A 25,357-nucleotide genomic window follows, 5' to 3' on the forward strand; every position below is an offset into this window, starting at 1 on the left:
TTGATAAAATTTTAAGGAGGTATACTAATGAAAATATTAGTATTAAACTGTGGTAGTTCTTCATTAAAGTATCAATTAATAGATATGTCAAATGAAGAAGTATTATGTATAGGATTAGTTGAAAGAATAGGTATAGATGGATCTATACTTAAGCAAGAAAAAGATGGTGTAGAAGGTAAGCTTGTAGTTGAGCAACCTATGAAAAACCATGAAGATGCTATTAAATTAGTATTAGAAGGTGTTAAGGACTCTGTTTACGGTGGAGTTAAAGAAATGAGCGAAATAGACGCTGTAGGACACAGAGTTGTTCACGGTGGTGAAAAGTTCGCAGGTTCAGTTATAATAACTGATGAAGTAGAAGCTGCATTAAGAGAATGTATAGAGTTAGCTCCTCTTCATAACCCAGCTAACATAATGGGAATAGATGCTTGTAAAGCTATACTTCCAGGAGTACCAATGGTAGGAGTATTCGATACTGCTTTCCATCAAACAATGCCAGCATCATCATACCTTTATGGTTTACCTCATGAGTTATACACTAAGTACGGTGTAAGAAGATACGGATTCCACGGAACTTCTCACTACTATGTATCTCAAAGAGCTGCTGCAATGTTAGGAAAGAACATAGAAGATGTAAAAATAATAACTTGTCACTTAGGAAATGGAGCTTCTATAGCTGCTGTTGATGGTGGTAAGTGTGTAGATACTTCTATGGGATTCACTCCATTAGAAGGTTTAATAATGGGAACTAGATGTGGAGATATAGATGCTGCTATATTACCATTCTTAATGGAAAAAGAAGGATTAGACGCTAAAGGATTAAGCGATTTAATGAACAAGCAATCTGGAGTATACGGTATGACTGGTATATCAAGTGACTTCAGAGACATAGAAGGTGCAGCTGCTAAGGGAGATGAAAAAGCTCAAATAGCTTTAGATGCATATGCTAAGAAAGTTAAGAAATATATAGGATCTTACGCTGCAGAAATGAACGGTGTTGACGCTGTTGTATTCACTGCTGGTGTTGGTGAAAATGGTATAGATATGAGAGCTCAAATAGCTTCTAACATGGAATTCTTAGGAATGAAGTTAGATGCAGAAGCTAATAAGGTTAGAGGAAAAGAAAGAGTAATATCTACTGAAGATTCTAAAGTTAAGATATTATTAATACCTACTAACGAAGAATTAGTTATAGCTAGAGATACTTTAAAGTTAGTACAAAAATAATTATAAGTTAAAATAATTATAGTTGGTTATAATATATTTAAGGTAGGGTAAAACCTACCTTAAGTTTTGTCCTAAAAAGGCAAATTTATCTATCAAGTAAAAATACTTGACAAACAAATGCGAGATTTGTATAATAAATTTGGCGATATATTGAGGTGAACTTAATGAAAATTAGTCTAGATAAATTAAATAGACGAGAAATTGACAAATTAGACTTGAATTTTTCTCAAAAAATTGATACTATTAATTATTGTGAAGAGAATTATAAATTAATTTCTCCATTAAATCTAAATGGTAAAATTTCAAACACTAATAAAGGTTTATACCTAAATGCAGATGTTGATTTTACAATTCTTGACCATTGTGCAAGATGTTTAGAAAATGTAGAAGTTTCAATAGAATATTCTATACAAGGTTTTTTAGTTAAAGAAGAAGATTTTGACGAAGATAGTTTTGAGGACTACGATGCTTTTATTTACGATAATCAAGAAATAAATCTTGTTAAAGTAATAGAGCAAACAATAGGTTTCAATATGCCGCTAAGCATTTTATGTAAAGAAGAGTGCAAAGGTCTTTGTCAAGATTGCGGAGCAAACTTAAATAAAGAAGAATGCTCTTGTAGTGAAATCGCGAACGACGAGGAGATTATAGATCCCCGTTTTGCTAAATTAAAAGATATATTTAAAAATGACTAAGGAGGTGGCGTAAATGGCAGTACCAAAGCGTAAAACATCTAAATCAAAAACAAAAATGAGAAGAGCAGCTAACTCAAAAATGGCAGCAACAGGATTCGTAAGTTGCCCACAATGTCATGAGCCAAAATTACCACATAGAGTATGTCCAGATTGTGGATATTATAAAGGTAAAGAAGTTGTATCTGAGTAATAACTTCTAAAAACATGTAGAGCAATCTACATGTTTTTTTTGCATTAAATTAAAAAAAATAAAAAAATAAAAATATAAGTATTGAAAAGTTTATAAAAGTATTATACACTACTATTAGTAGCTGGTACTAAATACAGCTATAAAAACCTGGAGGTAATATGAAAAAGAAAAGCAAGGCCCAAAGACAAGAAGAACTTGTTGAAATGTTAAAGGCCGATCCTTTCTATACAGATGAAGAAATAGCCGATTTATTTGGTGTAAGTATACAAACTGTGAGGCTAGATAGGATGACCTTAAATATACCTGAGTTAAGAGAAAGGGTTAAATCAATAGCAGAGACTCAAAGCTCAAAGGTTAAGACTTTAGGGGTAAAAGAGATCACAGGAGAAATCATAGATTTATCTGTAGGACAACTAGGTATATCTATGCTGGAAATTACTGAAGAGATGATTTACTCTAAGACTAATACACTAAGAGATACGTATATATTTTCTCTAGCAGACTCATTAGCTATGGCAATAATAGATGCGCCAAAGGTAATTATGAGAGTTGCAAATATTAAGAGCTTTAAACTTATAGAAAAGAAAGATAGACTTATAGCTAAAGCTGAAATCTATAAAACTATAGATAAAAAGCATTATGTAAAGGTTATAATTAATAATAAAGCTCAAGAACAAATATTTAGAGGGAAATTCGTATTTGAGGAATTAGACTAGGAGGATAAGCAATGAAAATAGTAATAGATGGTATGGGTGGAGATAATGCACCAAGATCAAATGTAGAGGGTGCAGTAAAAGCGATTAAAGAATATGGAGTAGAACTAATAATAACTGGTGACAAAGAATTATTGGAAAATGAATTTTCTAATTATGAATTTGACAGAAGTAAGTTAGAAATAGTTCATACTACTGAAATTATAGAGAATGAAGATAAACCAGTAAAGGCTATAAGAAGTAAAAAGGATTCTTCTATGGTGGTTGCACTTAATCTTGTAAAGCAAGGGAAGGCTAGTGCTATTGTATCGGCAGGGAGCACTGGAGCATTACTTGCAGGAGGATTATTTGTAGTTGGAAGAATAAAAGGTATAGATAGACCTTGTTTATGCCCTGTAATACCTAATGTGGCTCGTGGTATGACTCTTATTGCAGATGGAGGAGCTAATGTAGACTGTAAGCCTAGAAATCTAGTTGAATTTGCGGCAATGAGCAATATTTATGCTAAAAAAGTACTAGATATGGAAAGTCCTAAGTTAGCCCTAGCTAATATAGGAACAGAAGAAGGCAAAGGAAATGATTTAACTAAAAAGGCTTATGAAGAACTTAAAAACTTAGATTTAAACTTCATAGGAAATATGGAAGCAAGAGATGTTATAAATGCTTATACAGATATAATAGTATGTGATGGATTTACTGGAAACATGTTATTAAAATCTGCAGAGGGTGTAGCAATGTCTGTTATGAAACTTATTAAAGAAACTCTTTTATCTAGCACTAAAGGAAAAATAGGAGCTATGTTTATAAAAGATGATTTAAGACAGCTAAAAAGCTTTATGGATTATGCAGAATATGGAGGCGCTCCACTTTTAGGTGTTAATGGAGGAGTTATAAAAGCTCATGGAAGTTCAAACTCAAAGGCTATAAAAAATGCTATAAATCAAGGAATAAAATTTGCTGAAGGTAATGTTGTAGAAGATATAAAAGAATTTGTAAAAAACTTTGAAAGTAAAGTTGAGGATGAAAAAGAGTAAGCTTATTTTGGAGGTTTAATAATATATGAACATTAAGGCTGGTATTTTAGGAGTTGGAAGTTATTTACCTACTAAAGTTTTAGATAACTTCCACTTTGAAAAGATAATGGATACAAGTGACGAGTGGATAAAAACTAGAACAGGAATTAGTGAAAGAAGAGTAGCTAGCGATGAAGAAACTACTTCAGATTTAGCAAGTAATTCAGCATTAAAAGCAATAGAATGTGCAAATTTAAAACCTGAAGATATAGATTTGATTATAGTGGCTACAGCTACACCGGATATGGTATTTCCATCAACGGCCTGCTTAGTACAAGAAAAAATAGGAGCAACAAATGCTGCGGCGTTTGATATATCAGCAGCTTGCTCTGGATTTATATACGGTATTACAATTGCAAAACAATTTGTAGAGAATGAAATGTATAAGAATGTACTTGTGATAGGCTCAGAGACCCTTTCAAGGGCTTTAGACTACAATGATAGATCTACATCGATATTATTTGGTGATGGAGCAGGAGCAGTAGTAATAGGGAATGTAAGTAGCGGTGGTATTTTATCTACACACTTAGGATCTGATGGAAAAGGAAAAGACTTCTTAAGTATACCAGCTGGAGGTTCTAAGCAACCAGCAAGTATTCATACTGTTGAAAATAATTTACATGCAATTCATATGGCAGGAAATGATGTATATAAATTTGCAGTAAGAATAATGGGTGAGGCATCTTTAAAGGCAATAGAAGCTGCTAACTTAAATAAAGAAAATATAGACTACCTTATACCACACCAAGCTAACATAAGGATAATTGAAGCATCAGCTAGAAGACTAAAATTACCTATGGACAAAGTGTATATAAACTTACATAGATATGGAAATATGTCTGCAGCATCTATACCGGTGGCATTGGATGAAGCATATAGAGAAGGTAAAATAAATAAAGGTGACAATGTAGTGCTAGTTGGTTTTGGCGGAGGATTAACTTGGGGCGCTTGTGTAATACAGTGGAGCTTATAAGGAGGAAGAAATGAATACAATTTGTAATATATTAAATATAAAGTATCCTATAATTCAAGGTGGAATGGCATGGGTAGCTGATGCTAGTTTAGCTAGTGCAGTTTCAAATGCTGGTGGACTAGGAATAATTGCAGCAGGAAATGCTCCAAAAGAAGTAATAAAGGAACAAATAAAGAAGTGTAAGGAGTTAACAGATAATCCTTTTGGTGTAAATGTCATGCTTTTATCTCCTTTTGTAGAAGATATTATTGAATTAATTATAGAAGAAAAAATAGAAGTAATAACTACAGGTGCAGGAAACCCTGCTAAGTATATAGATAGATTAAAAGAAGTAGGAACTAAAATAATACCAGTAGTACCAACTGTAGCTTTAGCTCAACGTATGGAGAAGTTAGGTGCAGATGCGGTAATAGTAGAAGGTACAGAAGCTGGCGGTCATATAGGTGAATTAACTACTATGGTACTAACTCCTCAAGTTGCAGATGCAGTAAAAATACCTGTAATAGCAGCAGGAGGAATAGGAGATGGTAGAGGTATAGTTGCGGCTTTTGCACTAGGGGCTACTGGTTTCCAAGTGGGTACTAGATTTATATGCAGTGAAGAATGTAGCGTACATGAGAACTATAAAAATTTAGTATTAAAGTCAAAGGATAGAGATGCAATAGTTACTGGTAGAAGTACTGGTCATCCAGTAAGAACTCTAAAGAATAAACTGGCTAAAGAGATTTTAGATTTAGAAAAAAAAGGTGCAGATCCTGCATTACTTGATGAAAAGGGAATCGGATCTTTAAGACTTGCAACTATAGATGGAGATATAGAAAAAGGTTCTTTTATGGCAGGTCAGATTGCAGCTATCATAAAGGATATAAAGCCTTGTAAGTATATAATAGAAGATATGATAAATCAGGCAAAAGAAATTATGCCAAATATAGAACTAAACTAGGAGGTATTGTATGGGAAAGGTAGCGTTGGTATTTCCAGGTCAAGGTGCTCAGTATGTAGGGATGGCTAAAGATATATATGAAAATAACCAAGTTGCAAAGTGTGTAATTGATAATGCTTGTAATGCTCTTGATATGGACTTAAAAACTATTATGTTTGAAGGAAGCAATGAAGAACTATCTAAAACTGAGAATACTCAGCCCGCTATATTAACTCATAGTATAGCTGTATTAGAAGCTATAAAAAATGAAGTGGATTTAAACTATGATGCATGTTTAGGGCTATCTTTGGGAGAATACAGTGCACTAGTTGCTGCTGATGCAATGGAATTTGAAGATGCAGTGAGTTTAGTTAAAAAAAGAGGTAGATTCATGCAAGATACAGTTCCTGTTGGAGAAGGTGCGATGGCGGCTGTTCTTGGATTAGATAGGGATCTTGTTAATGAAGCGATAGATAGTATCAATGATGGTATTATAGAGGTAGCAAATTACAATTCTCCAGGTCAGATTGTAATATCAGGAGAAGCGTCTAAAATAGATGAAGCTATTGCAAAGTGTAAAGAAAAAGGTGCTAAAAGAGCAGTAAAGTTAAATGTTAGTGGACCTTTTCACTCTTCAATGCTAGAAGGTGCTGGAATAAAACTATCTAAAGAGCTAGAAAGAGTAAATATAAATAAACCAAAAGTACATGTAGTCTCAAATGTAAATGCAAATTATTATGAGAATTCAGGTAAGGATTTACTTGTAAAGCAAGTTAGTTCATCTGTACTTTGGGAAGATTCTATAGAGAAACTTTTAAATGAAGGATATGATACATTTATAGAAGTTGGTCCAGGAAATACTTTAAAAGGATTTATAAAGAAAATATCATCGAAGAAAAGTGCTAGTGTTAATATCTATAACATAGACGGAATAGATTCACTAAATGAATTTGCGAGAACTTATAGAGATGGAGAAATATAATGATAAATTTTAATAATAAAGTAGCTATAGTTACTGGAGGTTCTAGAGGTATAGGAAAAGAAGTAGCTAAAAAGCTTGCATCTCTTGGAGCTAATTTAGTTATAAATTATACATCTAGAGAAGAAGAAGCTCTAAATACTAAAAAAGAAATTGAAGAATTTGGTGTAAAATGCATTACTATAAAATGTGATGTATCTAAATCTAATGAAGTAAATGAAATGATAGAAAGAGCTTTAGAGGAATTTAATCAAATTGATATACTTGTAAATAATGCAGGAATAACAAGAGATACTCTTCTTATGAGAATGAAAGAGGAAGATTTTGATAAGGTAATTGATATAAATTTAAAAGGCGTATTTAACTGCACTAAATCAGTAATAAAGCCTATGATGAAGAAGAGATATGGAAAGATAATAAATATGGCATCAGTAGTTGGAATTATAGGAAATCCAGGCCAAGCAAATTACTGTGCATCAAAGGCCGGTGTAATAGGATTCACAAAGTCTAGTGCAAGAGAATTAGCATCAAGAAATATTAACATCAATGCTATTGCTCCAGGATTTATAGATACAGATATGACAAGCGTATTAAATGATGATATAAAATCATCAATGCTTACTAATATACCTAAAAATACTTTTGGAAAGCCAGAAGATGTTGCAAATGTAGTTGCATTTTTAGCTAGCGACATGTCAAACTATGTAACAGGTCAGGTTATAAATGTAGATGGTGGAATGGTGATGCAATAATAAGTTAATATTTAACTACTAGGAGTAAATTAGTAGATGTAAATAAATTAATAAAAATTATTAGAAAAAATTATTTAAAAATTAAAAAAATAAAACTTAGGAGGATATAACATGTTTAATAAAGTTGTAGAAATAATAAAGGATCAATTAGGAGTAGAAGATAAGGAAATAACAATGGAGACTTCTTTAATGAAGGATTTAGAAGCAGATTCATTAGATGCTGTAGAAATAATAATGGCACTTGAAGATGAATTCTCAATAGAAATACCAGATACTGAAGCTGAAAAGTTTGGATCAATCGGAGATATAGTAAAATATATAGAAGCTAATAAATAGTGGAGGTAGCTCTATGAAAAAGAGAGTTGTTGTAACAGGACTTGGGTGTGTAACGCCTGTAGGAATAGGGAAAAATGAATTTTGGAACAGCATAAAATCTGGAGTTTGTGGAATAGACAAAGTAACTAGATTTGATGCAAGTAGCTTCCAAAGTCAAGTTGCAGGAGAAGTAAAAAACTTTAACCCTGAGGATTATATAAGTAAAAAAGAAGTAAAAAGAATAGATAGGTTCACTCAATACGCTATAGCATCTGCAAAGATGGCTGTAGAAGATGCGAACCTAGATTTAGACAGTATAGATAGAGATCAAATGGGTGTTATAATAGGTTCAGGTATAGGTGGAGTTGGAACTATGGAAGAACAACATAAAGTTCTAATGGAAAAAGGAAATAAAAGAGTAAGCCCATTCTTAGTACCTATGATGATAGGAAATATGGCAGCAGGTCAAGTTTCAATATTCTTAGGTGCTAAGGGACCTAACACTAATGTATGTACGGCATGTGCATCAGGAACTCACTCAATAGGAGATGCTTATAAGGTTATCCAAAGAGGAGATGCTAAGATTATGGTTGCTGGAGGGAGTGAAGCGGGTGTTACACCACTTTCTTTCGCAGGATTCTGTAATATGAAGGCAATGTCTACTAGAAATCATGATCCTAAAACAGCATCACGTCCATTTGATAAGGATAGAGATGGATTTGTTATGGGTGAAGGATCAGGTGTAGTAATCTTAGAAGACTTAGATCATGCTTTATCTAGAGGAGCTAAGATATATGCAGAAGTAGTTGGATATGGGATGACGGCAGATGCTTACCATATGACTACTCCAGCTGAAAATGGTGAAGGAGCAACTAGAGCAATGCAAATGGCTTTAAATGATGGAAATGTACCATTAGATGAAGTAGACTATATAAATGCTCATGGAACTTCCACTCCATACAATGATAGATTAGAGACTCAAGCAATAAAAAATATATTCAAAGAAGGTGCATACGACTTATGTGTCTCTTCTACTAAATCTATGACAGGGCATTTACTAGGAGCAGCAGGAGCAATAGAAGCTATTGTATGTGCTATGAGTGTAAACGAAAACTTTGTACCTCCTACAATAAATGTACAAAATGTAGATGAAGAGTTAGATTTAGACTATGTATTAGACAATGGTAGAGAAAGAGAAGTTAGATATGCTATGTCAAACTCATTAGGGTTTGGCGGTCATAATGCTACTATTGTATTAAAAAAATACTAATATATAAATTTTATAGCTTTAAGATTCAACACAGGATATATACATATTCTGTGTTTTTTTATGTTTGCAATTACTAAGTTAAAAGAAATGTATTATTAAACCCAAACTCCTTATTCTAATAATACATATATTTATCTAAAAATATGTATTATTAGAATAAGGAAGAAGAGATTATTAATGTTATTGAGAGTTACAGGTTTTGGAAGTAATCAATTAAAAATTTTTTAAATAGTAAGATATGATTAGAAGTGTTTTTAGATTCTTTATGATATAATCGCACAGTTCTTCTACAGTTAGGTGAATTTATTTTTAAAAGCTTTATACGTTTATGCGTATGGAATCTCCACGTTTTACCTGGAATAAAGCTAACCCCTTGTCCAAATGCTATCAAATCTCTAACCGTTGATGGATTATTGCTCTCAAATACAATACTGGGTATAAATCCAGACTCCTCACAAAGTGAATCAGTTATATTCTTTAAACCACCTTGACCAAGACAAATAAACTTTTGACTAGACACTTCTGATAGATTTACAGAATTTTTTGATGCTAAAATATGATTAAATGGTATAGCTAGTAAAATATCTTCTTCTAGCAAGTCAATAGAATTTCCTACTACACTTGTAGTTCCTGATGAGTATATGATTAGATCGTAATTAGCAGTATTAATTGTATGATCGGAAACAGATTGGGTTAAGTCGAATTTTATGTCTGGATATAACTCTCTAAATTTAATCAAAATTTCAGTTATGATTGTAGATGCAGCTAAAGCTAAAATCTTTATTTCTTTGTTAAAATTGAATTGTTTATCTTTTAATTCAACTATAGAACTATCTAGCATATTTAAAGTTTCACTAACTTTATCATAGAAGAATCTACCATTACTATTTAACTCTATAGATTTACCCTTTCTATCAAATAATTCTATTTCTAGCTCTTTTTCAAGAGAAGAAATAATTTTACTTAATGAAGGTTGGGATATTCTTAATTCCTTTGAAGCTTTAGTTATATGTTCAGTTTTTGCTACTGTCAAAAAATATCTTAAGTGTAATAACTCCATTATATTACCCCCTAAATATACTCTTATATACTAATATATATATACTTATATACTATTATATATTATACAAACGGGTATAGGCAACGGTACAATAAAAGAGAAAAGACAAAATGTCATGGAAACGATAAGGGATTATAAAGATTATATGAGGGGGGATGTTATGCAATTTAATTTTGCAGAAGTATTTCTAAGTCCATACATACTTATGTTCCTAGCAATTATAACAGGGCTTGCATTTGGAAAGATAAGGTTTGGGAAGTTTAGCTTTGGAATCTCTGGAGCCTTATTTACAGGTCTCGTAATTGGGTGGATAGCATTTAGATATGCATCAGGGGTAGATCCAAGTAGCAGTGGATTTAAGGCTGCAGAAAGCTTACTGAGTACAGGTGTAGTATCAAGTAATTTCTTTGATATGTTTTTAATTTTATTTGTTGCTGCAGTTGGACTACTTGCAGCAAAAGATATGGGAATTGTATTGAAAAAATATGGTGCCAAGTTTGTACTATTAGGAATAATTATAACATTTACAAGTGCAGCAGCAACATATGCAGCCACTTTCTTTAGTGAGGATTCTAATGAATATGAGGTGTCTGGAGTTTATACAGGAGCTTTAACTAGCTCTCCAGGTCTTGCTGCAGCAATAGAGACAGCTAAAGGGCATGCTACAGAGAAAACTATAGAGTATGGCAGCATGAGTGCAGATGAAAAAATAAAGTTTCTGAAAATGGCAGGAATTAAGGAAAACGATATACCGAAAAATGTTGAGGATTTCAAAATAACAGACGATATTAAAAATCAATTTATAACTAATGCTGAAGCTAGTATAGGAGCAGGGCATGCAATAGGTTACCCTTTTGGTGTATTCATAGTAATACTAGCAGTTAATTTCTTCCCAACAATATTCAAAATTGATGTAGAGAAAGAAAGAATAAATTATAGGAAAGAATTAGAAGAAGCTAAAAGAACAATTAAAATTAAAGAGATAGAAGAAGCAAAATTTGATATGTTAGGATTTATAATAGCATGCACATTTGGTTACTTAATAGGAAATGTAAATATATATTTACCTTTAATAGGATATTTTAGTTTAGGATCAACGGGAGGAGTATTAATCGGTTCACTAATTGTAGGTTATATTGGACAAATAGGAAAAATTAAATTTAGAATGGATGGAAAAATTCTTGGAGTAATAAGAGACGTTTCTTTAGTATTTTTCCTAGCGATTGTTGGACTAAGATATGGATATAAAGCAATAGATGCTTTGGTAGGATCAGGAATATACCTAGCTGTTATTTCTTTAGTAGTTGGTGTTGTAGGTATGATGATAGGATTTTTAATAGGAAGATATGTACTTAAAATAAATTGGTTAATGTTATCAGGTGCAATATGTGGTGGGATGACATCAACACCTGGACTTGGAGCTGCAATTGAAGCAGCCGGTAGTGATGATCCAGCAGCTGGCTATGGGGCAACATATCCATTTGCACTACTGGGAATGGTGATATTCACAATTATGCTTCATAAGTTACCTATGTAGTATAAGTAGTAGAAATTTTTATAAATATTTAGGGGGATATTTGATATTTATGGAAAGATTAAAATGTAAAAAATTAAAAAATAAAGTAATGACTCCTGAACAAGCAGCTATGCTATTTAAGGATGATATGATCGTTGGAACAAGTGGATTTACACCATCTGGTTATCCAAAGGCAGTTCCGCTTGCATTAGCTCAAAGAGCAAAGAATGGCGAGAGTATAGGGTTGACTTTAATAACAGGGGCTTCGGTTGGACCGGAGCTAGATGGAGCTTTGACTGAGGCGAATATAATAAAGAGGAGATACCCATATCAGACAACTGCAGAAATGAGAAATGCTATAAATAATAATAAAGTTCAATATTCTGACATGCATTTAAGCCATACTGCACAGTGGGTAAAATATGGTTTTTTAGGTAAGGTAGATATTGCTCTTATTGAAGCCGTGAGTATTACAGAAGAAGGGTACATTGTACCATCAACTTCTATTGGCAACTCAAACGTATTTGTAGAAATGGCAGATAAGATTATTATTGAAATAAATAGTTCTCAGCCGATAGAACTGGAAGGAATACATGATATATATGATATCAAAAATCCTCCAAACAGAGATATTATTCCTCTAATAAACCCAGATGATAGGATAGGTGTGCCTTATATAAAATGTGATTTAGATAAGATATCAGCTATTGTATTTACTGATATAAAAGATAAAACAAGAGCTGTTGCACCAGTAGATGAAGTATCTAAGAAAATGGCTCAAAATCTTATACAGTTTTTAGAAAAAGAAGTAGAAGAAAAAAGATTACCAATAAATCTACTACCTCTACAGTCAGGAGTCGGAAGTGTAGCTAATGCTATACTATCAGGACTAGAAAATTCTAAATTTAAAGACTTGGTTGTATATTCAGAGGTTATACAAGATTCGGTTATAGATTTAATCAAATCAGGTAAGGTTAAGTTAGCATCAGGCACATCTATTACAATTTCACCAGACAGACTAGACGAATTTTATAAAGATATTAATTATTATAAAAATAAATTGATTTTAAGACCACAGGAAATAAGTAATAGCCCAGAAGTTGCAAGAAGATTGGGTGTAATCGCTATAAATACAGCGATAGAAGTAGATATATATGGAAATGTAAATTCTACAAATATTATGGGCAGTAGAATTATGAATGGAATAGGTGGATCTGGGGATTTTGCAAGAAATGGATATATTACAATATTCACAACGGAGTCTATAGCAAAAGGAGGAGACATATCTAGCATAGTGCCTATGGTAAGCCACCATGACCATACTGAACATGATGTAATGGTTATAGTAACTGAGCAAGGAGTTGCAGATCTCAGAGGCCTATCTCCAAAAGAAAGAGCAAGATGCATAATAGAAAACTGTGCACATCCGGATTACAAAGAAGAATTAATTGATTATTTAAATAGAGCCCAAGAAGGCAAGTATAAACATACACCTCATATACTTAGTGAGGCCCTTTCATGGCATGATAGATTCTTAAGAACAGGAACAATGAAAAAAGGGAAGTTAGAGGAAGCTAAATAAATTTTAATTATATAAAAGTACTATTTTAACAAAATGGTTAAGGGGGAAATATGATGGAGAAAAAAACAATCGATCAATCTTTTAAAAAATGGGAAGAAGGTAATGTTGGTAAAGTTTTAGCTAAATTTCCAGAAAGAAAAGAAGAATTTAAGTTTGATACAGGAGAGGAAGTAAAAAGATTATATACTCCTTTAGATGCTGAAATAGACTATGAAAATGATTTAGGATATCCAGGTCAGTTTCCTTATACAAGAGGGGTACAGCCAACTATGTATAGAGGTAAATTATGGACAATGAGAATGTATGCTGGATTTGCAACTGCTGAGGAATCAAATCAGAGATACAAATTTTTAATAGATCAGGGATCGATGGGATTATCTGTTGCATTTGACTTACCTACTCAAATGGGATATGACTCAAATGATTCAATAGCAGAAGGAGAAGTAGGTAAAGTTGGAGTTGCAATAGATTCGCTTGCAGATATGGAAATATTATTTGATGGAATACCTCTAGATAAGGTATCAACATCAATGACTATAAATGCACCTGCATCAGTTTTACTGGCGATGTATATTGCTGTTGCAAAAAAACAAGGTGTTACACCTGATAAATTAAGAGGAACTATACAAAATGATATATTAAAAGAATATGTAGCAAGAGGAACATATATATTCCCAGTTGGGCCATCTATGAGGCTTATAACTGATATATTTGATTATTGCTCTAAGAATGTACCTAAGTGGAACACAATAAGTATATCTGGTTACCATATAAGAGAAGCAGGAGCTAATGCAATTGAAGAGGTAGCATTTACACTAGCAGATGGTATTGCATATGTAAATGCAGCTCTAGAGGCAGGTCTTCATGTTGATGATTTTGCTCCGAGGCTATCATTTTTCTTCAATGCTCACAATAATCTTCTTGAAGAAGTTGCTAAATTTAGAGCTGCAAGAAGAATATGGGCAAATACTATGAAAAATAGATTTAAAGCAGAAAATCCAAAATCTTGGGCACTTAAATTCCACACTCAAACAGCTGGATGTACTTTAACTGCACAACAACCAGAAAATAATATTGTAAGAGTTGCAATACAAACATTGGCTGCAGTACTTGGAGGAACTCAATCACTTCATACTAACTCAAAAGATGAAGCTCTAGCGTTACCAACAGAAGATTCAGTAAGAGTTGCACTTAGAACACAACAAATAGTTGGATATGAAAGTGGAGTGGCTGATAGTATAGATCCACTTGCTGGTTCTTATTATATAGAAAGTTTAACTAATAAAATAGAAAAAGAAGCTCTTGATTTAATAAGTAAGATAGATGAGTTAGGTGGAGCACCTCAAGCAATCGAAAAAGGGTATATTCAGCAAGAAATAATGGATAGTGCTTATAAATATCAAAAGGAAATTGAAAATAATGAAAGAGTAATAGTTGGTGTTAATAAATTCAAAATAGAAGAAGAAGCACCTAAGGGATTATTAAGAGTTGACCCATCTGTAGGTGAAAGACAAAAGGAAAAGATAGAATCATTAAAAGCAAAAAGAGATAATGAAAAAGTAAAAATAGCCTTAGAAAAACTTAGAAATGCTTGCAATAGTGATAAAAATGTAATGCCATATATATTAGAGGCAGTAGAAAATTATGCTACATTGGGAGAAGTTTGCGGAGTTATGAGAGCAGAATTTGGTGAATACAAGCAAACTGTAATGATATAAGTTAACAACTTTTAAATAGAGGTATTAAGGGGGAAATACAATGAAACCTATAAGAGTATTAGTTGCAAAACCAGGTCTTGACGGTCACGATAGAGGTGCAAAAGTTATAGCTAGAGCACTTAGAGATGCTGGTATGGAGGTTATATATACAGGTCTTAGACAAACGCCAGAGCAAATAGTTCAAGCGGTAATTCAGGAAGATGTGGATGTAGTAGCCATGAGTATTTTATCAGGTGCTCATAATCACTTACTTCCAAAGGTGGTTGAACTTCTTAAAGCAGAAGGTGCTTATGATGATGTATTAGTAATAGGAGGAGGAGTAATACCAGAAGAAGATATACCTTATCTAAAAGAAAGTGGTGTAGCTGAGATATTTACTCCAGGAACACCAACCTCTGTAACTATTGAATTTATAAAAGCCAACCTTAAAAAATAAGCATTTAGCACTTAGGAGTGATTATATGGAAAATCTTATAGATGAGCTTTTAAAAGGAAATAAAAGAGCTTGTGCAAGACTTATTACTATGATTGAAAATGAAGTTGAGGGATACGAGGACCTACTAAAGGAAATATATAAATACACTGGGAAGGCTTATGTTATAGGTATAACAGGTCCTCCTGGTGCAGGGAAATCTACTTTTACAGATAAAATTGTTAAACTCTTAAGAACTCATAATAAAAAGGTTGGAATAATTGCGATAGATCCAACTAGTCCATTTACTAAAGGTGCAATACTTGGAGATAGAATAAGAATGAATGATCTAAGTGTTGATAAAAATGTATTTATTCGTTCTATGGGCACAAGAGGTAGCCTAGGAGGTCTTTCTAATGCAACTCAAGCAGCTATAAAAGTTTTTGATGCATATGGTTGTGACTACATATTTATAGAAACAGTTGGAGTTGGTCAGTCAGAAGTAGATATTGTAAAAACTGCGGATACTACGGTTATGGTTATGGTACCTGGTCTTGGAGATGATATCCAAGCTATCAAAGCTGGTGTTATGGAAATAGCAGATGTATTTGTAGTAAATAAGGCAGATAAAGATGGAGCTAAAAAAACCTCTATAGAAATAGATATGATGCTTGATTTTAAAAAAGATTGGGAATTTAGACCACCTGTAAGCTTAGTTATATCAGAGTCTGGAGAAGGGATAGAGACTGCATTCGATGATATATTAAAGCATAAAGATTACTTATATAAAAGTGAAAAAATTTACTCGAAAAGGTTAGAAAGAAATAAATTAGAGATAAAAGAAATTGTTCATAGAAAGATAGAAAAATTAGTTAATAGTATTGAAGCAACTCAAGATGTAGATAAATTGCTTATAAAAACTATAACAAATGAAATAGACCCATATACAATAGGGGAAAAAATATATAAAAGTATTACTAAATAAAGGGGGATCTTAAGATGGATATAAAAAATGTAGATCATATAGGTATAGCTGTTGTTAATTTAGATGAAGCATTAAAATTTTATGAAGATGTACTTGGATTAAAATGCCAAGGAAGTGAAGTAGTAAATGACCAAAAAGTTAGAGTTGGATTCTTACCAGTTGGAGATACTGAGCTAGAGCTTTTAGAGTCTACAAGTGAAGATGGTCCGATAGCTAAATTTATAGAAAAAAATGGTGGCAGAGGTGGAATACAACATATTGCATTAAGGGTTGATAATATAGAAGATGCAATAGAAGAAATTAAATCTAAGGGATATAAAATGATAGATGAAAAGCCAAGATATGGTGCAGGAAATGCAAGTATAGCATTTTGCCACCCAAAAAGTACCAATGGAATACTTATAGAACTAAGTGAAAGAAAATAAGACTTGGGGGGATAGAGATGTCTGTAGAAAAATTAAACTTACTTAAAAAAAATAGAGAATCTATAGAACTAGGAGGAGGACAAAAGAGAATAGATAAGCAACATAAATCAGGTAAGCTTACATCAAGAGAAAGATTAGGTTTATTATTTGATGAAAATACTTTTGTTGAAATTGATGCATTTGTTAAGCATAGATGTACAAACTTTGGTATGGAAAAACAAGAAGCTCCGGGTGAAGGTGTTGTTTGTGGATATGGAAAAGTTGATGGAAGGCTAGTATATGCACATGCACAAGACTTCACAGTACTTGGAGGATCACTTGGAGAAATGCATGCTAAAAAAATCGCAAAAATAATGGATTTAGCTATAAAGATGGGAGCTCCTGTAGTTGGACTTAACGACTCTGGTGGAGCTAGGATACAAGAGGCGGTAGATGCTCTTGCAGGATATGGAATAATATTCTATAAAAATACCATAGCATCAGGTGTTATTCCTCAAATATCAGCTATAATGGGGCCTTGTGCAGGTGGAGCTGTTTACTCACCAGCACTTACGGACTTTATATATATGGTAGATCAAACAAGTCAGATGTTTATAACTGGGCCGCAAGTTATAAAAACAGTCACAGGTGAAGATGTGTCGGCTGAAGAGCTAGGTGGGGCATCTACTCATAATACAACTTCAGGAGTTGCTCATTTTATGGCAGATAACGATCAAGATTGTATAGAGCAAATAAGAAAATTATTAAGTTTCTTACCTTCTAATAATGCAGAAAAAGCACCTATAGTAGAATGTGAGGATTCACCAAATATAGCCTTAGATGAATTAAATGATATAATACCTGAGGGATCAAATAAAGCTTATGATATGAAAGATGTAATATATAGAATTATAGATAATGGAGATTTACATGAAGTCCAACCGCATTTTGCACAAAATATAATAACTGGATTTGCAAGAATAAATGGAGAAAGTATAGGTATAATTGCAAATCAGCCTAATATAATGGCAGGTAGCTTAGATATAAATGCATCAGATAAAGCTGCAAGGTTCATAAGAACTTGTGATGCGTTTAATATACCAATACTAAGTTTGGTTGATGTACCTGGATTTTTACCAGGCACAGGTCAAGAATATGGTGGAATAATAAGACATGGTGCAAAGATGCTTTATGCATATAGTGAAGCAACAGTTCCTAAAGTAACACTAATAACTAGGAAAGCTTATGGAGGATCTTATCTTGCAATGTGCTCAAAAGATTTAGGGGCTGATATTGTTTTAGCTTGGCCAACAGCAGAAGTTGCAGTTATGGGACCACAGGGAGCTGCAAATATAATATTTAAGAAGGATATAAAAGAAGCTTCTGAACCAGGAAAAGTAAGAGCTGAAAAGATAGAAGAATATACAAGTGAGTTTGCTACTCCATATAAAGCAGCAGAAAGAGGTTTTGTAGATGATGTAATTGAACCGTCATTAACAAGAATAAGGTTAGCTGATGCTTTTGATATGCTATCTTCAAAAAGAGAAAGCAGACCATTTAAAAAACATGGCAATATACCTTTATAGGAAGGTGATAAATAATGAGTATAAGTGAATTGCTTCAAAATTTAAAAACGAATATTGATTCTATGAGCGTGGGAGAAAAGCTATTAGGAGGATGCGCTACGGCAGTATTAGCTATGGGAATAGTATTTCTAATACTAGTTCTAATAATGTATATTATAAAAATAATAAATGCAACTCCTAAAGAGGAAAATGTAAACACTGAATCTACAATAAGTAATATATCAGATATTGAAAAAAATGAAGATATTAGTGAAGAAGATGATGTAGATGAGTTAGTGTCAGTAATAACAGCAGCTATTATGGCATCAAGTCTAAATAATATTATTGTAAGAAGAATTACTAGAACTAATAATATACAAAGCAACTGGGAAAAGACATCTAATATAGAAGTATAAAACGGGGGGACTAAAATGATAAAAAAATATAATATTACAGTTAATGGTAGCACTTATGAAGTTGAAGTTGAAGAATTAGGTGCAAGTACAGCTTCGGTTGAAAGACCTCAAGTATCAAAAAATATTCAACCAAAGGTACAAAAGCAAAAGGCTCCATCTTCTCCTAAAGGTGGAGGTATTGTAGCTCCTATGCCGGGAACAATAAGTGATGTAAAGGTAAGTGTTGGTCAAGATGTCAAAAAAGGTCAGGTGCTTGTGATACTTGAAGCTATGAAAATGGAAAATGAGATTATGGCGCCATCTGATGGAAAAGTAAGTTCAGTAAATGTATCTAAAGGTGCATCTGTAAGTTCAGGAGATTTATTAGTTACATTAGGATAAGTAAATACGTTTAAAAGGGGGAAAAACCCGTGGGAGAAGTTATAATAGATTTTATTCAAACGATGGGTATTGTTAATATTACTTGGCAACAGGTTGTCATGATAATAATAGCTTGTGTATTACTATACTTAGCAATAGCAAAAGGATTTGAGCCATTACTATTAGTGCCAATAGCATTTGGTATGCTACTTTCAAACTTACCTCTGTCAGGAGTAATGAATGAAGCGATTTCAAAGATTCAATTTATAAATCCGGTTGGGGTAGAAGCTTTTAAAGAGGGTGTAAACGCTCATGTAAGTACACAGACACCTGGAGGGTTGTTACATTACTTATTCCAAGGAGATGAACTTGGAATATTCCCTCCATTAATATTTTTAGGTGTAGGTGCAATGACTGATTTTGGTCCACTAATTGCAAATCCCAAAAGTATACTGCTTGGCGCGGCAGCACAATTTGGTATATTTACAACATTTTTAGGGGCATTAGTATTAGGTTTTGGAGCTCAAGCAGCTTCATCTATAGGTATAATAGGAGGAGCAGATGGGCCAACAGCAATATATCTTGCTACTAAGCTAGCTCCAGAATTACTAGCACCAATTGCGGTTGCAGCGTATTCATATATGGCATTGGTTCCAATAATACAACCGCCTATAATGAGAGCTCTTACAACTAAAGAAGAAAGATGTATAGTTATGACTCAATCTAAGCCAGTTTCTAAAAAAGCTAAGATAATATTTCCAATAGTTGTAACGATAGTGGTATCTTTATTACTACCAGCAGCAGCTACATTGATAGGTATGCTTATGTTTGGTAATTTGTTAAAAGAATCTGGAGCAACAGACAGATTGTCAGATACAGCTTCAAATGCGATGATGAATATAGTCACTATTTTCTTAGGTATATCTGTTGGAGCATCTGCTGAAGCTCAAATATTTTTAAGTGCTCAAACTCTTATGATATTTGCACTAGGAATATTAGCGTTTGCTGTAGGAACTGCAGCAGGAGTAATATTTGCTAAAATCATGAATTTGATATGTAAAGAAAAAATAAATCCATTGATAGGATCAGCTGGTGTATCAGCAGTTCCTATGGCAGCAAGAGTGTCTCAAAAAGTTGCTCAAGCAGAGTCACCAGGAAATTTTTTATTAATGCATGCAATGGGACCGAATGTTGCTGGAGTTATAGGATCAGCAGTAGCAGCTGGGATACTATTAAGTTTATTTGGATAATATTAAAATACCGAGGGTATCTACTCTCGGTATTTTTAATTTTCATGATTATATAGGTAGTATGTAATATAAGATAGGATAGTTGTAAAATCATGTTATACGTATTGAGGCAAATGTAAATTCAAAATAACTGAAAAAAATAACTAAAATATTTGATTTATTTTATAGAAAAAATTAAAAAAGTAGACGTAAAATTAAAATTTTATCTTAAATATAGCAACTAAATGCAATATAGTAAGAATGTATATTAATTATATGATAATTGAAGAACTTATATTAAAACTTGTGAAATTAAGCGATATATTAGGTAAAACAACAAAGTGATGAAACAGATAGAATATTTACTTGCAAAAAAATAGCATTGATAAAAAAAAAACAAATAAAGTTAAGGAAAACGATATCAAAAAGAGGCGTTTTTTGACATGAATTTATATTATTTCACAAAAAAGAACTCATTTTTTGAAAGTGAAAAAATAAAAAAATCAATAATTTGTAGAAGGAATTGCAAGTTTTCTAGCATATATATTTAAGAGAGAAATAAAAAATTGTACTCATAGTATAAGTTAAGAGGGTGATTGTATTGGGAAAAGAACTAGTTATACAAAAGTCATGGTGTAAAAAATGTGGTATATGTGTAGAATTTTGCCCGAAAAATATTTTAGACCTTGATGAAGAAGGGGTATATGTTAAGTCAAAAGAAGAATGCATACTATGTGGATTGTGTGAACTAAGATGTCCAGACTATGCAATATATCTAGAAAAATAAGAAGAAGAAGGTGTATATGATGGCGGTAAAGGTTAAGTTATTACAGGGGAACGAAGCTTGTGTACATGGAGCTATACATGCAGGAATGAAGTTTTTTGCAGGGTATCCAATAACTCCATCAACAGAAATTGCAGAAATATCATCTCTAATGCTTCCGAAAGTTAAAGGAACTTTTATACAAATGGAAGATGAAATAGCTTCTATATCAGCAACAATAGGTGCATCAATTGCAGGACAAAAATCTATGACAGCAACAAGTGGTCCGGGATTCTCGTTAAAACAAGAAGCCATAGGATATGCATGTATAACAGAAACACCATGTGTAATAGTAAATGTCCAAAGACATGGGCCAAGTACAGGACTTCCTACTAGTCCAGCTCAAGGAGATTTAATGCAAGCAAAATGGGGGACTCATGGAGACCATTCTATAATAGCTCTTTCTCCTACAACAGTACCAGAAACTTATTCGATGACAGTAAGAGCATTTAATTTAGCAGAAAAATATAGAACACCAGTTATTCTATTACTAGATGAAGTAATAGGACATATGAGAGAAAAAGTTGAATTTAATGAATTAGAAAACTTAGAAATTATAGATAGAAAAAGAGCTAATTGCAATGCAGAAGAATTTAAAGCATTTGAAGTTACAGAAGATTTAATACCACCTATGGAAAAGATAGGAGAAGGATATAAATTCCATGTAACTGGTCTTGTACATGATGAAACAGGGTTCCCTACTAATAGTACAGAGGAAGCTAGAAAACTTTTAAGTAGGCAGACAAAAAAAATAGAAGATAACTTAGATGATATACTGATGAATGAAGAGTACATGACTGAAGACTGTGAAATACTTATTGTTACTTTTGGATGTATGGTGAGAAGTAGTAAAGATAGTATAGATGAACTAAGAGCAAAAGGTATAAAGATAGGTCTACTTGCAATAAAAACAGTATGGCCATTCCCAAGTGAAGCTGTTAAAAAATTAAGTGAACAAGTAGAATATATATTTGTTCCTGAAATGAACATGGGACAGATGATATTAGAGGTAGAGAGGGTAGTCAAAAACAATTGTAAAGTTGTTGGAATAAATAAGTTTAATGGAGAAATTATAACACCTCAGGAAATCGTTTCTGAAGTGGAGGGGGTGCTTAGCTTTGCCAAGTAAAGTTATTGAAAATAATTTTAGAGTAAATAGATTACCTCATATTTGGTGTCCAGGATGTGGTCATGGAATACTTATGAGATCGTTAGCAGTGGCTATAGAAGAAGCAAATTTAGATAAAGATAAAATTTGTATAGTATCAGGTATAGGTTGCTCTTCAAGATCAAGTGGATATTTCGATTATAATACAGTACATACTACTCACGGTAGAGCTCTTGCATTTGCAACAGGTATTAAGCTTGCTAACCCAGATTTACATGTTATCGTAATAAGTGGAGACGGAGATGCAACTGCTATAGGTGGAAATCACCTAATACATTCTTGTAGAAGAAATATTGATATTACTACAATAGTATTTAATAACAATATATATGGTATGACTGGAGGACAATACTCTCCAACTACTCCAACTAATGATAAAGCGACTACATCACCATATGGTAATATAGATAAGCCATTTGATATATGTGATCTTTCTGCAGGAGCAGGTGCTACGTTTGTAGCTAGAGCTAGTGCATATCATGCAAAACAAATGATAGATTATACAAAAAAAGCACTTTTACATAAAGGTTTCTCTGTAGTAGAAGGAATAAGCGCATGTCCAACATACTATGGAAGAAAAAATAAGAAAGGTTCAGCTGTAGACCTTATAAAATTAATAAAAGATAATACTCAAATGAGTAATGATATAGTAAAAAGTAAATTAGATGGCAAAACGGCAATAGGTATATTTAAAGATGAAATTCAACCTGAATATACTGAAGAATATAAAAAAGTGATGGATAAATTTTAGATTAGGAGCGATTGAATATGAAAACTGAAATAAGATTAAGTGGATCTGGAGGTCAAGGGTTAATACTTGCTGGAGTGATACTTGCTGAAGGTGCTATTTTATCAAACTTAAACGCAGTTCAATCACAATCATATGGCCCAGAAGCTAGAGGTGGAGCCAGTAAAGCAGAAGTAATTCTAAGTGATAAAAGTATAAATTTTCCTAAGATAATGGATTCAGATATATTAATATCGTTAACTCAGAAATCATTTGATGAATACTCAAAGCATATAAAAGAAAATAGTATAGTTATTGTAGATTCATCTATAGATGTACATGGTATAAATGCCAAAGTATGTAAGGCTCCAATAATTAAAACTGCAGAAGAAGTTTTAAAGAAGCCTATGACAGCAAATATAATTACATTGGGAGTTCTTAGTTCGGTAATTCAAGATGTGGATAAAGAGCATCTAAAAAAAGCTATTTCAAAGAGAGTTCCTAAAGGGACTGAAGAACTAAACATGGAAGCTTTTGAGCAAGGAACAAAGCTAATAGCAGCAATGTAAACTTAGACCACTAATTATTTCAAGGGGGAAGAACTATGGAAAACAAAAATATCCAGGAATCTTTTGATAAATGGGAGGAAAGTAAGGTTAATAAAAGTATATCAAGATTTCCAGAGAGAAAAGAGAGATTTAATTTTGATGATGGAGAAGAAATGAAAAGATTATATACTCCGCTTGATATAAATGTTGACTATGAAAATGATTTAGGATACCCAGGGCAATTTCCATTTACAAGAGGTGTACAGCCTACGATGTATAGAGGAAAGTTTTGGACGATGAGGATGTACGCTGGATTTGCAACAGCAGAAGAATCTAATAATAGATATAAATACTTAATAGATCAAGGATCTATGGGACTATCTGTTGCTTTTGACTTACCAACTCAAATGGGATACGACTCAGATGATGATATATCTCAAGGTGAAGTTGGAAAAGTTGGAGTAGCAATAGACTCACTAGCTGATATGGAGATATTATTTGATGGAATACCTTTAGATAAAGTATCAACATCAATGACTATAAATGCACCAGCATCAGTACTTCTTGCTATGTATATTGCAGTTGCAAGAAAACAGGGAGTAAGCGCTGATAAATTAAGAGGTACGATACAAAATGATATATTAAAGGAATATGTAGCTAGAGGAACATATATATTCCCTGTAAAAGAGTCTATGAGATTAATAACTGATATATTTGAATACTGCTCTCAGAGCGTTCCAAAGTGGAACACAATAAGTATATCAGGATACCATATAAGAGAAGCTGGAGCTAATGCAGTTCAAGAAGTTGCATTTACACTAGCAGATGGTATGGCGTATGTAAAAGCTGCTATTGATGCAGGGCTTCATGTTGATGATTTTGCGCCAAGACTTTCATTCTTCTTCAATGCACATAATAACTTATTAGAAGAGATTGCTAAATTTAGAGCAGCAAGAAGAATATGGTCTAGAATAATGAAGGATAGATTTAAAGCTGAAAATCCTAAATCTTGCCAATTGAAGTTCCATACTCAAACAGCAGGTTGTACATTAACTGCTCAACAACCTGAAAATAATATAGTAAGGGTTGCTATACAGACACTAGCTGCAGTACTTGGAGGAACTCAATCACTACATACAAACTCTAAAGATGAAGCATTAGCACTTCCTACAGAGGAGTCTGTAAGAGTTGCACTTAGAACTCAGCAAATAGTTGCACATGAAAGTGGAGTTGCTGATAGTATAGATCCACTTGCTGGTTCATATTTGATAGAAAGTTTAACTGAGAAAATAGAAAAAGAAGTGATAAGCATAATAGATAAAATAGAAGAGTTAGGTGGAGCACCTCAAGCTATTGAAAAAGGGTATATACAACAAGAAATTATGGATAGTGCTTATAAATACCAAAAAGAAATCGAAAATAATGAAAGAATAATAGTTGGTGTTAATAAATTCCAAGTTGAAGAAGAAGCTCCAAAAGGTTTACTTAGAGTAGATCCGATAGTAGGAGAAAGACAAAAAGATAAAATAGCAGAATTAAAATCAAGAAGAGACAATGAAAAAGTAAAAGAAGCTTTACAAGCTTTAAACAAAGCATGTGAAGGTAATGAAAATGTTATGCCATACATATTAGATGCAGTAGAAGCATATGCAACTTTAGGAGAAGTATGTGGTGTTATGAGAAGTGTATTTGGTGAATATAAACAAACCGTAATGATATAAGTGGGAGGTAAGTA

27 protein-coding genes are annotated in these 25,357 nt (G+C 32.8%); 26 read left to right on the top strand and 1 reads right to left on the bottom strand.

Going from position 1 to position 25,357, the window contains the following annotated elements:
* Window positions 1-27: 27 nt before the first annotated feature.
* From CHL78_RS03910 to fabF, 11 genes are all read left to right on the top strand, one after another.
* Window positions 28-1,227: an acetate/propionate family kinase gene (locus CHL78_RS03910; RefSeq protein WP_094366509.1), complete on the top strand. Its 1,200-nt coding sequence runs from the start codon at window positions 28-30 to the stop codon at window positions 1,225-1,227.
* A gap of 164 nt (window positions 1,228-1,391) precedes the next feature.
* Window positions 1,392-1,922 (top strand): YceD family protein, encoded by a 531-nt coding sequence (locus tag CHL78_RS03915; RefSeq protein WP_094366510.1) that lies wholly within the window; start codon window positions 1,392-1,394, stop codon window positions 1,920-1,922.
* Window positions 1,923-1,935: 13 nt separating this feature from the next.
* A complete protein-coding gene (rpmF, locus tag CHL78_RS03920; protein ID WP_094366511.1) occupies window positions 1,936-2,112 on the top strand; it encodes a 50S ribosomal protein L32 in 177 nt (58 codons plus the stop codon).
* Window positions 2,113-2,270: 158 nt separating this feature from the next.
* Window positions 2,271-2,828 (top strand): transcription factor FapR, encoded by a 558-nt coding sequence (gene fapR / locus CHL78_RS03925; RefSeq protein WP_094366512.1) that lies wholly within the window; start codon window positions 2,271-2,273, stop codon window positions 2,826-2,828.
* A gap of 11 nt (window positions 2,829-2,839) precedes the next feature.
* Window positions 2,840-3,859, top strand: coding sequence for a phosphate acyltransferase PlsX (gene plsX, locus CHL78_RS03930; protein WP_094366513.1), 1,020 nt, complete (start codon window positions 2,840-2,842; stop codon window positions 3,857-3,859).
* A gap of 25 nt (window positions 3,860-3,884) precedes the next feature.
* Window positions 3,885-4,871, top strand: a complete 987-nt coding sequence (locus CHL78_RS03935) for a beta-ketoacyl-ACP synthase III (protein ID WP_094366514.1) — start codon at window positions 3,885-3,887, stop codon at window positions 4,869-4,871.
* A 10-nt stretch (window positions 4,872-4,881) separates the two neighbouring features.
* Complete coding sequence (gene fabK / locus CHL78_RS03940; protein WP_094366515.1) at window positions 4,882-5,814, top strand: enoyl-[acyl-carrier-protein] reductase FabK; 933 nt, start codon at window positions 4,882-4,884, stop codon at window positions 5,812-5,814.
* Between the two features lie 10 nt (window positions 5,815-5,824).
* Complete coding sequence (gene fabD, locus CHL78_RS03945) at window positions 5,825-6,775, top strand: ACP S-malonyltransferase (RefSeq protein ID WP_094366516.1); 951 nt, start codon at window positions 5,825-5,827, stop codon at window positions 6,773-6,775.
* Window positions 6,775-7,524 carry a 3-oxoacyl-[acyl-carrier-protein] reductase gene (gene fabG, locus CHL78_RS03950; RefSeq protein ID WP_094366517.1) on the top strand — a complete coding sequence of 250 codons (750 nt, stop codon included), beginning with the start codon at window positions 6,775-6,777 and terminating at the stop codon, window positions 7,522-7,524. Before fabD ends, fabG begins: the two co-directional genes overlap by 1 nt.
* A 111-nt stretch (window positions 7,525-7,635) precedes the next feature.
* Window positions 7,636-7,860 carry an acyl carrier protein gene (gene acpP / locus CHL78_RS03955; RefSeq protein WP_094366518.1) on the top strand — a complete coding sequence of 75 codons (225 nt, stop codon included), beginning with the start codon at window positions 7,636-7,638 and terminating at the stop codon, window positions 7,858-7,860.
* Window positions 7,861-7,873: 13 nt separating this feature from the next.
* Window positions 7,874-9,109, top strand: coding sequence for a beta-ketoacyl-ACP synthase II (gene fabF / locus CHL78_RS03960; RefSeq protein ID WP_094366519.1), 1,236 nt, complete (start codon window positions 7,874-7,876; stop codon window positions 9,107-9,109).
* 190 nt (window positions 9,110-9,299) lie between these two features.
* On the opposite strand, the gene CHL78_RS03965 is transcribed toward fabF, so the two are convergent.
* Window positions 9,300-10,169 (bottom strand): LysR family transcriptional regulator, encoded by an 870-nt coding sequence (locus CHL78_RS03965; RefSeq protein ID WP_094366520.1) that lies wholly within the window; start codon window positions 10,167-10,169, stop codon window positions 9,300-9,302.
* 160 nt (window positions 10,170-10,329) lie between these two features.
* Here CHL78_RS03965 and CHL78_RS03970 point away from each other — a divergent pair, with 160 nt between their 5' ends.
* The 15 genes from CHL78_RS03970 (at window position 10,330) to CHL78_RS04040 (ending at window position 25,343) form a co-directional block, all read left to right on the top strand.
* Window positions 10,330-11,706, top strand: coding sequence for an aspartate-alanine antiporter-like transporter (locus CHL78_RS03970; RefSeq protein ID WP_094366521.1), 1,377 nt, complete (start codon window positions 10,330-10,332; stop codon window positions 11,704-11,706).
* Window positions 11,707-11,755: 49 nt separating this feature from the next.
* A complete protein-coding gene (locus tag CHL78_RS03975; protein WP_094366823.1) occupies window positions 11,756-13,267 on the top strand; it encodes an acetyl-CoA hydrolase/transferase family protein in 1,512 nt (503 codons plus the stop codon).
* A gap of 53 nt (window positions 13,268-13,320) precedes the next feature.
* Complete coding sequence (locus tag CHL78_RS03980; RefSeq protein WP_330408574.1) at window positions 13,321-14,985, top strand: acyl-CoA mutase large subunit family protein; 1,665 nt, start codon at window positions 13,321-13,323, stop codon at window positions 14,983-14,985.
* A gap of 40 nt (window positions 14,986-15,025) precedes the next feature.
* Window positions 15,026-15,421, top strand: a complete 396-nt coding sequence (locus CHL78_RS03985) for a cobalamin B12-binding domain-containing protein (protein WP_094366523.1) — start codon at window positions 15,026-15,028, stop codon at window positions 15,419-15,421.
* Window positions 15,422-15,446: 25 nt separating this feature from the next.
* A complete protein-coding gene (gene meaB / locus CHL78_RS03990; protein ID WP_094366524.1) occupies window positions 15,447-16,382 on the top strand; it encodes a methylmalonyl Co-A mutase-associated GTPase MeaB in 936 nt (311 codons plus the stop codon).
* A 14-nt stretch (window positions 16,383-16,396) separates the two neighbouring features.
* Window positions 16,397-16,807, top strand: a complete 411-nt coding sequence (gene mce / locus CHL78_RS03995; RefSeq protein ID WP_094366525.1) for a methylmalonyl-CoA epimerase — start codon at window positions 16,397-16,399, stop codon at window positions 16,805-16,807.
* A gap of 17 nt (window positions 16,808-16,824) precedes the next feature.
* Complete coding sequence (gene mmdA, locus CHL78_RS04000) at window positions 16,825-18,372, top strand: methylmalonyl-CoA decarboxylase subunit alpha (RefSeq protein WP_094366526.1); 1,548 nt, start codon at window positions 16,825-16,827, stop codon at window positions 18,370-18,372.
* A gap of 14 nt (window positions 18,373-18,386) precedes the next feature.
* Window positions 18,387-18,767: an OadG family protein gene (locus tag CHL78_RS04005; RefSeq protein ID WP_094366527.1), complete on the top strand. Its 381-nt coding sequence runs from the start codon at window positions 18,387-18,389 to the stop codon at window positions 18,765-18,767.
* A 15-nt stretch (window positions 18,768-18,782) separates the two neighbouring features.
* A complete protein-coding gene (locus CHL78_RS04010) occupies window positions 18,783-19,148 on the top strand; it encodes a biotin/lipoyl-containing protein (RefSeq protein WP_199533984.1) in 366 nt (121 codons plus the stop codon).
* Window positions 19,149-19,210: 62 nt separating this feature from the next.
* Complete coding sequence (locus CHL78_RS04015; RefSeq protein ID WP_334294184.1) at window positions 19,211-20,377, top strand: sodium ion-translocating decarboxylase subunit beta; 1,167 nt, start codon at window positions 19,211-19,213, stop codon at window positions 20,375-20,377.
* 580 nt (window positions 20,378-20,957) lie between these two features.
* On the top strand, window positions 20,958-21,143 hold the full coding sequence (locus CHL78_RS04020) for a 4Fe-4S dicluster domain-containing protein (RefSeq protein WP_199533985.1): 186 nt from the start codon (window positions 20,958-20,960) through the stop codon (window positions 21,141-21,143).
* A gap of 16 nt (window positions 21,144-21,159) precedes the next feature.
* Entirely contained in the window at window positions 21,160-22,308 is a 1,149-nt protein-coding gene (locus CHL78_RS04025) for a 2-oxoacid:acceptor oxidoreductase subunit alpha (protein ID WP_094366529.1), read from the top strand.
* Complete coding sequence (locus CHL78_RS04030; protein ID WP_243446364.1) at window positions 22,298-23,098, top strand: 2-oxoacid:ferredoxin oxidoreductase subunit beta; 801 nt, start codon at window positions 22,298-22,300, stop codon at window positions 23,096-23,098. The genes CHL78_RS04025 and CHL78_RS04030 overlap by 11 nt, the downstream gene beginning before the upstream one ends.
* Before the next feature lie 17 nt (window positions 23,099-23,115).
* The gene (locus tag CHL78_RS04035; protein WP_199533986.1) at window positions 23,116-23,643 is read left to right on the top strand and encodes a 2-oxoacid:acceptor oxidoreductase family protein; all 528 of its coding nucleotides are present in this window, start codon (window positions 23,116-23,118) and stop codon (window positions 23,641-23,643) included.
* Between the two features lie 35 nt (window positions 23,644-23,678).
* Window positions 23,679-25,343: an acyl-CoA mutase large subunit family protein gene (locus CHL78_RS04040; RefSeq protein WP_094366531.1), complete on the top strand. Its 1,665-nt coding sequence runs from the start codon at window positions 23,679-23,681 to the stop codon at window positions 25,341-25,343.
* Window positions 25,344-25,357: the final 14 nt, after the last annotated feature.

It is taken from the genome of Romboutsia weinsteinii (assembly GCF_002250835.2).
In the GTDB taxonomy this organism is placed as follows: Bacteria; Bacillota; Clostridia; order Peptostreptococcales; family Peptostreptococcaceae; genus Romboutsia_A; species Romboutsia_A weinsteinii.

Coding starts and splice junctions, on each gene's coding strand:
- fabK (WP_094366515.1), top strand. CDS start 4,882: ATGAATACAATTTGTAATATATTAAATATAAAGTATCCTATAATTCAA.
- fabD (WP_094366516.1), top strand. CDS start 5,825: ATGGGAAAGGTAGCGTTGGTATTTCCAGGTCAAGGTGCTCAGTATGTA.
- fapR (WP_094366512.1), top strand. CDS start 2,271: ATGAAAAAGAAAAGCAAGGCCCAAAGACAAGAAGAACTTGTTGAAATG.
- CHL78_RS03935 (WP_094366514.1), top strand. CDS start 3,885: ATGAACATTAAGGCTGGTATTTTAGGAGTTGGAAGTTATTTACCTACT.
- fabG (WP_094366517.1), top strand. CDS start 6,775: ATGATAAATTTTAATAATAAAGTAGCTATAGTTACTGGAGGTTCTAGA.
- rpmF (WP_094366511.1), top strand. CDS start 1,936: ATGGCAGTACCAAAGCGTAAAACATCTAAATCAAAAACAAAAATGAGA.
- CHL78_RS03975 (WP_094366823.1), top strand. CDS start 11,756: ATGGAAAGATTAAAATGTAAAAAATTAAAAAATAAAGTAATGACTCCT.
- CHL78_RS04040 (WP_094366531.1), top strand. CDS start 23,679: ATGGAAAACAAAAATATCCAGGAATCTTTTGATAAATGGGAGGAAAGT.
- CHL78_RS04025 (WP_094366529.1), top strand. CDS start 21,160: ATGATGGCGGTAAAGGTTAAGTTATTACAGGGGAACGAAGCTTGTGTA.
- CHL78_RS04035 (WP_199533986.1), top strand. CDS start 23,116: ATGAAAACTGAAATAAGATTAAGTGGATCTGGAGGTCAAGGGTTAATA.
- plsX (WP_094366513.1), top strand. CDS start 2,840: ATGAAAATAGTAATAGATGGTATGGGTGGAGATAATGCACCAAGATCA.
- CHL78_RS04015 (WP_334294184.1), top strand. CDS start 19,211: ATGGGTATTGTTAATATTACTTGGCAACAGGTTGTCATGATAATAATA.
- CHL78_RS03965 (WP_094366520.1), bottom strand. CDS start 10,169: ATGGAGTTATTACACTTAAGATATTTTTTGACAGTAGCAAAAACTGAA.
- mmdA (WP_094366526.1), top strand. CDS start 16,825: ATGTCTGTAGAAAAATTAAACTTACTTAAAAAAAATAGAGAATCTATA.
- CHL78_RS03970 (WP_094366521.1), top strand. CDS start 10,330: ATGCAATTTAATTTTGCAGAAGTATTTCTAAGTCCATACATACTTATG.
- acpP (WP_094366518.1), top strand. CDS start 7,636: ATGTTTAATAAAGTTGTAGAAATAATAAAGGATCAATTAGGAGTAGAA.
- CHL78_RS03980 (WP_330408574.1), top strand. CDS start 13,321: ATGGAGAAAAAAACAATCGATCAATCTTTTAAAAAATGGGAAGAAGGT.
- CHL78_RS03915 (WP_094366510.1), top strand. CDS start 1,392: ATGAAAATTAGTCTAGATAAATTAAATAGACGAGAAATTGACAAATTA.
- meaB (WP_094366524.1), top strand. CDS start 15,447: ATGGAAAATCTTATAGATGAGCTTTTAAAAGGAAATAAAAGAGCTTGT.
- CHL78_RS03910 (WP_094366509.1), top strand. CDS start 28: ATGAAAATATTAGTATTAAACTGTGGTAGTTCTTCATTAAAGTATCAA.
- mce (WP_094366525.1), top strand. CDS start 16,397: ATGGATATAAAAAATGTAGATCATATAGGTATAGCTGTTGTTAATTTA.
- CHL78_RS04005 (WP_094366527.1), top strand. CDS start 18,387: ATGAGTATAAGTGAATTGCTTCAAAATTTAAAAACGAATATTGATTCT.
- CHL78_RS04010 (WP_199533984.1), top strand. CDS start 18,783: ATGATAAAAAAATATAATATTACAGTTAATGGTAGCACTTATGAAGTT.
- CHL78_RS03985 (WP_094366523.1), top strand. CDS start 15,026: ATGAAACCTATAAGAGTATTAGTTGCAAAACCAGGTCTTGACGGTCAC.
- fabF (WP_094366519.1), top strand. CDS start 7,874: ATGAAAAAGAGAGTTGTTGTAACAGGACTTGGGTGTGTAACGCCTGTA.